The organism is Actinocorallia longicatena (assembly GCF_039534125.1).
GTDB classification, from domain to species: Bacteria; Actinomycetota; Actinomycetes; order Streptosporangiales; family Streptosporangiaceae; genus Actinocorallia; species Actinocorallia longicatena.
The window spans coordinates 82379-91425 of the sequence record NZ_BAAAUV010000028.1 but is presented as its reverse complement, the minus strand read 5'-3'; the positions used below and the strand labels follow the sequence as shown (position 1 = coordinate 91425).

The 9047-nt window shown below is 69.2% G+C and carries 8 protein-coding genes and 1 pseudogene; 1 reads left to right on the top strand and 8 read right to left on the bottom strand.

All coding sequences use genetic code 11. The features are described from left to right. From ABD785_RS34720 to ABD785_RS34685, 8 genes and pseudogenes are all read right to left on the bottom strand, one after another. Positions 1-166: pseudogene (locus ABD785_RS34720) on the bottom strand (UDP-glucose 6-dehydrogenase); the annotation flags it as partial. An 86-nt stretch (positions 167-252) separates the two neighbouring features. Continuing rightward, complete coding sequence (locus ABD785_RS34715; RefSeq protein ID WP_344837051.1) at positions 253-1161, bottom strand: glycoside hydrolase family 16 protein; 909 nt, start codon at positions 1159-1161, stop codon at positions 253-255. Beyond that, on the bottom strand, positions 1158-2600 hold the full coding sequence (locus tag ABD785_RS34710; RefSeq protein ID WP_344837049.1) for a glycosyltransferase: 1443 nt from the start codon (positions 2598-2600) through the stop codon (positions 1158-1160). The genes ABD785_RS34715 and ABD785_RS34710 overlap by 4 nt, the downstream gene beginning before the upstream one ends. Continuing rightward, entirely contained in the window at positions 2597-3505 is a 909-nt protein-coding gene (locus ABD785_RS34705) for a glycoside hydrolase family 16 protein (RefSeq protein ID WP_344837046.1), read from the bottom strand. The genes ABD785_RS34710 and ABD785_RS34705 overlap by 4 nt, the downstream gene beginning before the upstream one ends. Positions 3506-3539: 34 nt before the next feature. Next, on the bottom strand, positions 3540-4760 hold the full coding sequence (locus ABD785_RS34700; protein ID WP_344837044.1) for a hypothetical protein: 1221 nt from the start codon (positions 4758-4760) through the stop codon (positions 3540-3542). A 128-nt stretch (positions 4761-4888) separates the two neighbouring features. Then, the gene (locus ABD785_RS34695; RefSeq protein WP_344837041.1) at positions 4889-5962 is read right to left on the bottom strand and encodes an adenosine deaminase; all 1074 of its coding nucleotides are present in this window, start codon (positions 5960-5962) and stop codon (positions 4889-4891) included. After that, the gene (locus ABD785_RS34690) at positions 5959-7236 is read right to left on the bottom strand and encodes a thymidine phosphorylase (RefSeq protein ID WP_344837038.1); all 1278 of its coding nucleotides are present in this window, start codon (positions 7234-7236) and stop codon (positions 5959-5961) included. Before ABD785_RS34690 ends, ABD785_RS34695 begins: the two co-directional genes overlap by 4 nt. Positions 7237-7248: 12 nt before the next feature. Further along, positions 7249-7662, bottom strand: coding sequence for a cytidine deaminase (locus ABD785_RS34685; RefSeq protein ID WP_344837035.1), 414 nt, complete (start codon positions 7660-7662; stop codon positions 7249-7251). 234 nt (positions 7663-7896) lie between these two features. On the opposite strand from ABD785_RS34685, the gene ABD785_RS34680 reads away from it, so the two are divergent. Then, entirely contained in the window at positions 7897-8985 is a 1089-nt protein-coding gene (locus ABD785_RS34680; RefSeq protein ID WP_344837032.1) for a BMP family lipoprotein, read from the top strand. Positions 8986-9047 lie beyond the last annotated feature (62 nt).

Below are 9047 nucleotides of genomic sequence, written 5' to 3'. Positions count from 1 at the left end.
CTGCCTCCTCGAACGAGGTCGTGAACCGCAGGCGCCCGGAGTCCAGGGCCTTCCCCAGCAGCTCCGGCAGGCCGGGCTCGAAGAACGGCACCTCGCCGTTCCTCAGCCGGTCGATCTTCTCCGCGTCCACGTCGACGCCGAGGACGTCGTAGCCGAGGACGGCCATGCAGATGGCATGGGTCGCGCCCAGGTAGCCGGTTCCGATGACGGTCAGCCGGGGGAGTACCACGTCACTCACTTCTCTGCCTCTGCTCACTTCTTCGATGCTCGTTCGTAGACCCGCACGTAGTCGACGGCCATGACGGCCGGGAACCTCGTCGCGGCGTTCGGGGGGCCCTGCCAGTTGCCGCCGATCTGCAGGTTCATGATGATCTGCATCGGCTGGTTGAACGACCAGCCCTTGTACCGCTTCATGCGGCCGTAGGCCTTGCCGTCGACCCACCAGGTGACCTCGGTCGGAGTCCAGTCGACGCCGTAGGTGTGGTAGCGCGCGTGCAGCGGCTTCTTGAACACCTTCTTGGTGTCCTTGACCTTCTTCTTCTGGTGGGCGGCGCCCAGGATGCTGTTGGTGTGGGCGCCGTAGACCTCCGCGATGTCGATCTCGGAGTACTTCTTCGTGCCGCCCTTGGCGTTCGGGTTCTGCAGCCAGAAGGCGGGGAAGATCCCCTTGCCGGTGGGGAACTTGATGCGCGCGGCGAAACGGCCGTACTTCTGGGTGAAGCGTCCCGAGGTCTGGAGCCGCGCCGAGGTGTACTTGCAGGTGCCGTACCAGCACTTCCGCGCCGTCTTGTTCTTCTTCGCGGTGATCAGCAGCCGGCCGTGGCCGTTCTGCACCGCCTGGGCCGGGTCGTAGTAGGCGAGGCCGCCGACGCCCCAGCCGCCGCGGTCGCCCGTCTGGGAGAACCACTTCGCGGTGCTGGGCCGGACGCCCTTCCGGCCGCGGAACTCGTCCGACCAGACCAGCCGCCACTTCGGCGCGGCCTTCTTCTTCTTGGCGGCCGCCTTCTTCACGGCCGTCTTCTTCACCGTGGCGCTCGCGGGCACGACGGTCCGCTCCGCCGAACGCCCCTCGGCGACGACGCCCTGCAGCCCGGCGGTCGCGAACAGCGCCCCGGTGGCGAGGGCCGCGGTCACCGCGACCCTGGTACGGACGGAGGTCATCGCACGCTCCTGGAGAGGGACGGCCGCAGCGGCACGCCGTGCCGGACGGGGAGATCGGACTTGGGCTCGATGACGACCGGGTCCCGCAGGGTGGCCAGCGGGTCCTCGGCCGCGACCGACACCTCGACCCTGGCGCGGGTGCCCCAGCTCGACGTGCCGAGCGTCATCAGGGAGAAGACCCGGATCGGCAGGAGCAGCAGGATGTGCATCAGCCCGTACAGCGGCGCCATCAGGAAGATCCCGAGCTTTCCGGCGAATCCCATGCCGGGCCGCGGGAGGTCCAGATAGCGGACCGACCGCAGGTACCCGTAGATGACGATCATGGTGGCGTACTGGGCGAGCACGAACCGGCCGCCGTGCATCAGCGGGTAGACGACCAGCGAGTACAGCAGCGTGGTGGTGAACACCAGCCAGGTCGCGATCTCGATGAACGACAGGAGGAAGGCCATCGGCCGCCTGACAGGGAACGCCTTGAGGCACCAGAGCGTCTCGCGGAAGAACGAGCGGTTCCAGCGGGCCTGCTGCCGGACGTAGTGGCTCATCCGCTCGGGCACGGCGGTCTCGGCCATCGCGCTCGTCTGGATCACGACCTGCCCCTCGAGCAGGCAGTAGTTGGTCAGGCGGCGGTCGTCGCCGACGGTCGCGGGCTCGCCCATGAACGTCTGGGTGCGGAAGTCGTCGAGGTACTTGTGGACGACGGAGCCGCGGTAGGCGGCGAGCGATCCGCAGCAGCACAGGACGCTCTTGACCATCGAGTAGGCGGCCCGCTCGTAGAGGAAGGCGTTCGCGTAGCGCAGCTCGATGAGCCGGGTGAGCACGTTGACCTTGTAGTTCGAGGCCAGGACCGTGCCGGTCACCCCGGTGACCCTGGGGTCGGCGAGCGGGGCGAACAGCTCGGTGAACGCGTTCTCGTGCAGGATCGTGTCGCTGTCGACGCCCACGTACACGTCGGCGTGCGGGGCGGTCAGGAAGCCGCGGGCCAGCGCCTCACGCTTGCCCATGTTCCGCCGCTGGCGCAGGACCAGCAGCCGGATCCCGCGGTCGCGGAACGGCCGGACCATCGTCTCGGCGACCCGGGCGGCCGCGTCGTCGGCGCTTCCGTCGTCGACGACCATCACGGTGCGGGGCCTGGTCTCCTGGTTCAGGAGGGTGACGAGGCAGCGCCGCAGGATCTCCGGGTCCTCGTTGTAGATCGGCACGACGACCGCGGCGTCGAGCACGGGGGCGTCGGCGCGCGGCGCGACCGGCCGGTAGGCCAGGGCGAGGACGAGCTTGACGGCGAGCAGCCCGAACAGCAGGTAGCCGAGGACGGTCAGGTGCTCGGGCGTGCCCCAGGCGAAGGCCGCCGCCGACAGGAGCACGAAGGCGGTCAGGCTGCCGAGCCGGGAGGCCTTGCGGGGCCGTGTGCGCTGCTCGGCGTGGTTCACGGGGGCGCTCACCTGGGCTCCGTCGGGTTCTCGTAGATGCGGACCCAGTCGACGGCCATGACGGCGGGGAACCTCGTCCGGGCGTTCGGGGGTCCCTGCCAGTCGCCGCCGATCTGCAGGTTCATGATGATCTGCATCGGCTGGTCGAAGGACCAGCCCTTGTACCGCTTGAGCTCCCCGAACGGCTTCCCGTCGAGGAACCAGCGGATCGCGGTGGGGGTCCATTTCACAGCGTAGGTGTGGAAGCCCGAGTCGAGCGGCTCGTCGAGGGTCTTCCGGGTGTCGATCAGCTTCTTGGTCTGGTGCGCCGCGCCGAGGACGTCCCTGGGATGGGCGCCGAAGACCTCGGCGATGTCGATCTCGGCGTAGCGGCCGGTGCCGTAGTCGGCGTGCTCGCTCTGGAGCCAGAACGCCGGGAAGACGCCCTTGCCGGTGGGGAACTTGATGCGCGCGGCGAAGGTCCCGTACTTCAGGGAGAACCGCCCGGCGGTCTGGATGCGGCCCGACCGGTATTGGCACGGTCCATACCAGCACTTCTGCGCCCTGGTGTTCCTGGACGCGGTGATGTTCAGGGTGCCCGAGCCGTCCTGGACGACGTTGGCCGGGTCGTAGTAGGCCAGGCCGCCGACGCCCCAGCCGCCGCGGTCGCCGGTCATGCTGGACCAGCGGCCCTCGTCGACCGCTCCGCCGCCGTCGAACTCGTCCGACCAGACGATCTTCGGTCCCCTGGCGGGCTGGACGGAGCCGGGGTCGACCGCGGTGTCGACGGCCGCGACGGGCCTGCCGTCCTTACGCGTGCTCCCGGACGGGTCGTCGCCGCCCATGACATGGACGGCCGTCCCGGCGGCGAGCAGGCCGCCGGCCACGACGGCCACGGCGACCTGGGCCCGGGCTCCCCAGGAAGTCCTGGCGGTCATCGGTCCTCCCAGCGGTGAGAAGTGCGGTCGGCGGTCACGGCGAGTGCCTCCAGACCAGGAGCAGGTAGCCGCCCATGTAGGCCGAGACCAGGCACAGGGTCGTCAGGACGACCACGGCCCGGCTCGTCCTCGCCCGGCCGAGCGCGGCCGCCGCGGGGATCAGCAGGGCGAACGCGGGCACGAGGTAGCGGGCCTTGGAGTGGTAGTAGCCGTCGCCGCCGAGGGTGGTGGCGAGCATCAGCGCGGAGTAGACGAGCAGCGGCCAGGGCTGCCGGTCGAGCAGGCTCAGCACGAACAGCCCGACGGAGACGACCAGGATCAGGGTGATCATGATCATTTCCAGCTCGGACGCCCTGCTCAGCACCTGGCGGGCCTGCTCGAGGGTGTATCCGCCGCCGTCGAATCTCGATCCCCAGCCCTCGCCCTGGATGTGGAACCAGCCGTCGAGGCGTCCGGTGCGCAGGCCGACCCACAGCAGGTAGGCCAGCCAGCCGAGCGGGGCCAGCAGGAGGGCCAGCCAGGGGCGCCAGCCGTCGCGGCGGCGGACCACGGCCACCAGGGCGGCCAGGCAGACCGCGCCGATCAGGGCCGAGGCGGTCGGCCGGCTGAGCCCGGCGACCAGGGTCAGCAGCCCGGCGGTGATCCAACGGCGCTGGAGCACCTCGTAGAGCGCCCAGACGGCCAGCGCGGTGAACAGGCTCTCGGTGTAGGCCATCGACTCGGTGACCGCGTGCGGGATCACGCCCCACAGGACGGCCAGCATGATGCCCGTCCTGGGGTCGTGCAGCCGGGTGCCGAGCGCGAAGAGTCCCCAGGCCGCCGCGGCGCCGCTCACCCAGGCGAGGAGGATCCCGGCCCCGGCGGCGTCGAGCGGCGAGAGGGCGTCGACGGCCTTGATGAGGCCGGGGAAGAGCGGGAAGAAGGCCAGGTTGCTGCGCAGGGGCTCGCCGAGGTCGTAGCCGTTCTGCGCGATGCCGGTGAGCCAGTTGGCGTCCCAGGCGCGCCCGAACAGGTCGGTCAGCGGCTTGCCCTGCGAGGAGCCCCACAGCCACAGGACGTAGGCCCCGAACGTGCGGACCAGGAGGTATCCGGCGAGGGCGGGCAGGGCCGCGCCGAAGCCGACATAGGGCTTGCGATCGGGGTCGAGGCCGTGGCCGACGAGGGGGCGGTAGGCGTCGAGATCGAGGTCCCGGTCGTGGCCGCCGACCGTCCGGACCGGGGGAGGGGGTCTGTGAGAGCCTCTCGTAGCGGTCACAGAACACACACCTCACGTCGGCCTTCGGGGGGACAGTCAGTGAGGTTATGTCAGGGTTTAACGGGTCTTGACCGTTTCTAAGTAAAACATGAGAGCCCCTGGTGAGACGGGGCTCTCATCGGTTCGGCTCAGCGCGCGGCCCACTTGAGCTGCTCGAATCCCGGCTTGATGACGCCGTTGATCAGTTCGAGACGCTCGTCGAAGCCCAGGAACGCGGACTTCATGGCGTTGACGGTGAACCAGCGCAGGTCGTCCCAGTCGTAGGAGAAGGCCTCGACGAGCTTGGCGAACTCCTCCGACAGGCTCGTGCCCGACATGAGCCGGTTGTCGGTGTTGACCGTCACCCGGAAGCGGAGCGCGGTCAGCAGGCCGATCGGGTGCTCGGCGATCGAGTCGGCCGCACCGGTCTGGAGGTTGGAGGTGGGGCACATCTCCAGCGGGATGCGCTTGTCGCGCACGTAGTCGGCCAGGCGGCCCAGCTTGGTGCCGTCCCGGGAGATGTCGTCGATGATCCGGACGCCGTGGCCGAGCCGGTCGGCGCCGCACCACTGGATGGCCTGCCAGATCGACGGCAGCCCGAACGCCTCGCCCGCGTGGATGGTGAAGTGGGCGTTCTCACGCTGGAGGTACTCGAAGGCGTCGAGGTGGCGGGTGGGCGGGTTGCCGGCCTCGGCGCCCGCGATGTCGAAGCCGGCGACGCCCTCGTCGCGGTAGCGCACGGCCAGCTCGGCGATCTCCATCGAGCGGGCCTGGTGCCGCATGGCCGTCAGCAGCGACCTGACCTTGATCCCGTGCTCCCTGCCGCCCTCGGCGAAGCCCGCGTTGACGGCCTCCACGACGGCGTCGAGGGACAGGCCCTGGACGATGTGCTGCTCGGGGGCGTAGCGGACCTCGGCGTAGACGACGCCGTCGGCGGCCAGGTCCTGGGCGCACTCGAAGGCGATCCGGTGCAGGGACTCCTGGGTCTGCATCACCGCGACGGTGTGCCGGAAGGTCTCGAGGTAGCGTTCGAGCGATCCGGAGTCGGCGGCGGTGCGGAACCAGGTCCGCAGGGCCCCGGCCTCGTTCTCGGGCAGGCCGGTATACCCGTACAGATCCGACAGCTCGACGATCGTCTCGGGGCGCAGCCCGCCGTCGAGGTGGTCGTGCAGGAGGACCTTCGGGGCCCGCCGGATCTGCTCCAGGGTGGGGACGTCGCTCATGCGTCGATCCTTTCGATGATCAGCGGCAGCAGGTCGGGCTCGCCGCCTTCCACGATGTCGAAGGCGCCCTCGAGGGACTCCAGGGCGCGGGGGACGCGGCCGGGCTCGTCGGTGTGCAGGGTGAACAGGGGCTGCCCCGCGGTGACGGAGTCGCCGGGCACGGCGTGCCAGGTGACGCCCGCGCCCGCGCTGACCGGGTCCTCCTTGCGGGCCCTGCCCGCGCCGAGCCGCCAGGCGGCCAGGCCCACGCCGTAGGCGTCGAGCCGGGTCAGGACGCCCGAGGACGGCGCGGTGACGACCTCGGTCTCCGTCGCGACGGGCAGCGGCGCGTCGGGGTCGCCGCCCTGGGCCCGGATCATGGTCTTCCAGGAGTCCATGGCGGAGCCGTCGCGCAGGGCGTCGGCCGGGTCCTTGCCGGAGATCCCGGCGGCCGCCAGCATCTCGCGGGCCAGCGCGACGGTCAGCTCGACCACGTCCGATGGCCCGCCGCCGGCCAGCACCTCGAGGGATTCGGTCACCTCGATGGCGTTGCCGGCCGTGCGGCCCAGCGGACGGTCCATGGCCGTCAGCAGCGCGACGGTGTTCACCCCGGCGTCCTGGCCGAGGGCGACCATGGTCCTGGCCAGCTCCTGGGCCATCGGCACCGACTTCATGAAGGCACCGGAACCCACCTTGACGTCCAGGACCAGCGCCGACGTCCCCTCGGCGATCTTCTTGGACATGATCGAGGAGGCGATCAGCGGGATGGCCTCGACGGTGCCGGTGACGTCGCGGAGGGCGTAGAGCTTCTTGTCGGCGGGGGCCAGCCCGTCCCCGGCCGCGCAGATCACCGCTCCGGCCTCGCGCAGCACCCGCAGCATCTCGTCGTTGGACAGCAGGGCCCGCCAGCCGGGGATGGACTCCAGCTTGTCCAGGGTGCCGCCGGTGTGGCCGAGCCCGCGGCCCGAGAGCTGGGGGACGGCCCCGCCGCAGGCCGCGACCAGCGGCGACAGGGGGAGGGTGATCTTGTCGCCGACGCCGCCGGTGGAGTGCTTGTCGGTGGTCGGGCGGTCCAGGACCGACCAGTCCATCCGCTCGCCGGAGCGGATCATGGCCTTGGTCCAGTCGGCGATCTCGCGCCGGGTCATGCCGTTGAGGAGGATCGCCATGTTCAGCGCCGACATCTGCTCGTCGGCGACGACGCCGGACGTGTAGTTCTCGATCACCCAGTCGATCTGGGCGGTGGTCAGCTCGCCCCGGTCCCGCTTGGCGAGGATCACCTCGATGACGTCCATGTAAATTCTTCCTTAGAGGTACTCGGGCCCGAAGGCGTCCGGCAGGTACTCCGTGAGCCGCCGGATCCCGGTCGCGGTCTCCAGCAGCAACTCCGGTCCGCCGTGCTCGTAAAGGAGCTGTCGGCACCGTCCGCAGGGGGTCAGGGGGCGGCCTTCGCGGTCCACCACGCTCACTGCGAGCAAGCGCGGAACCTCACTGAAGGTGAGCTCCTTGATCTCTCCCGCACCGTGCAATGCCGAGATCAGAGAGCATTCGGCACAGAGAGTGAGCCCGTAGGAGGCGTTCTCGATGTTGCTGCCTGTAATCACTCTGCCGTCCGAGGTCAGGGCGGCGGCCCCGACGGGAAAGCGGGAGTATCGCGCGTAAGCGCGCGACATCGCAACTTTCGCGGCACCCCGGAGCAGATCCCAATCGATCACGTCCATAGAGTGACTCTAACGCGGTCCCGCAGGTCAGGCAGGGGTCGCGGGTACATGTAAACCAGGCGTATGGTGACCGTCACACGTATGACGGTATCTGTCACCCGATGAAGGCATTTTCGTAACGGTATGCCCACAACACCGCTGTGGAACTCGACGAAATGGCCACGGAGGGTGAACCTGGGTACCGCACAGGCTTGGAGTAGTGGTTGCTCCAGCCCGCATCAACATGGAGGCAAAGTGTCCAAGGGGATCCGGCTCGCTGCCGGTGTGGCCGGTCTTGCGCTGCTGGTCGCCGCGTGTGGAGAGAAGCCGAAGGACGAGACGAGCACCTCGCCGAGCGCGGGCTCTTCTGCGAACGCCAGCAACTTCTCCGCGTGTATGGTCACCGACACCGGTGGCATCGACGACCGCTCCTTCAACACGGCCTCCTGGGCGGGCATGGAGGCCGCAGGCAAGGAGACCGGCGCCAAGGTCAGCTACGTGGCCTCCACGTCGGCCAACGACTACGTGCCGAACCTGAACAGCGAAGTGAAGAAGGGCTGCAACCTCGTCGTGGCCGTCGGCGGCCTGATGGGCGAGGCGACCACCAACGCCTCGAAGCAGAACCCGAACACGCAGTTCGCGATCGTGGACTACCCGTCGGTGGACGGCCAGAAGGTCTACGGCATGCAGTTCAACACCGCGCAGAGCTCCTTCCAGGCCGGCTACCTCGCCGCCGCCTACTCCAAGACCGGCAAGGTCGCCACCTTCGGCGGACTGAACATCCCGCCGGTCACCATCTTCATGGACGGCTTCTGGGAGGGCGTCCAGTACTTCAACAAGGCCAAGGGCAAGGACGTCAAGGTCCTCGGCTGGGACGAGAAGAACCCCAAGAGCGGTTCCTTCGCCCAGAACTTCGGCGACCAGAACAAGGGCAAGTCGATCTCGAAGAACTTCATCCAGCAGGGCGCTGACGTGATCTTCCCGGTCGCGGGCGGCACCGGCCTGGGCGCCGCGGCCGCGGCGAAGGAGTCCGGCGGCAAGGTCGTCACGATCTGGGTCGACACCGACGGCTGCGAGTCGGCCTCGCAGTACTGCGACGTCTTCCTGACCTCGGTCATGAAGGGCATGGAGGGCGCGGTCAAGCAGACCGTCGTCAACGCCACCAAGGGCCCGCTGTCCGGCGGTTACCTCGGCACCCTCGAGAACGGCGGCACCCAGCTCGCGCCGTTCCACGACTTCGACTCCAAGGTCGACGCGACCCTGAAGGCGGAGCTCGACCAGATCAAGGCCGACATCATCTCCGGCAAGATCGCGATCACCTCGCCGTCCGCGCCCAAGGCCTGACGCACTTCCCTTCGAGCGGAGCGGGAGCCTGACTCCCGCTCCGCTCGATCAAGTTATCGGGG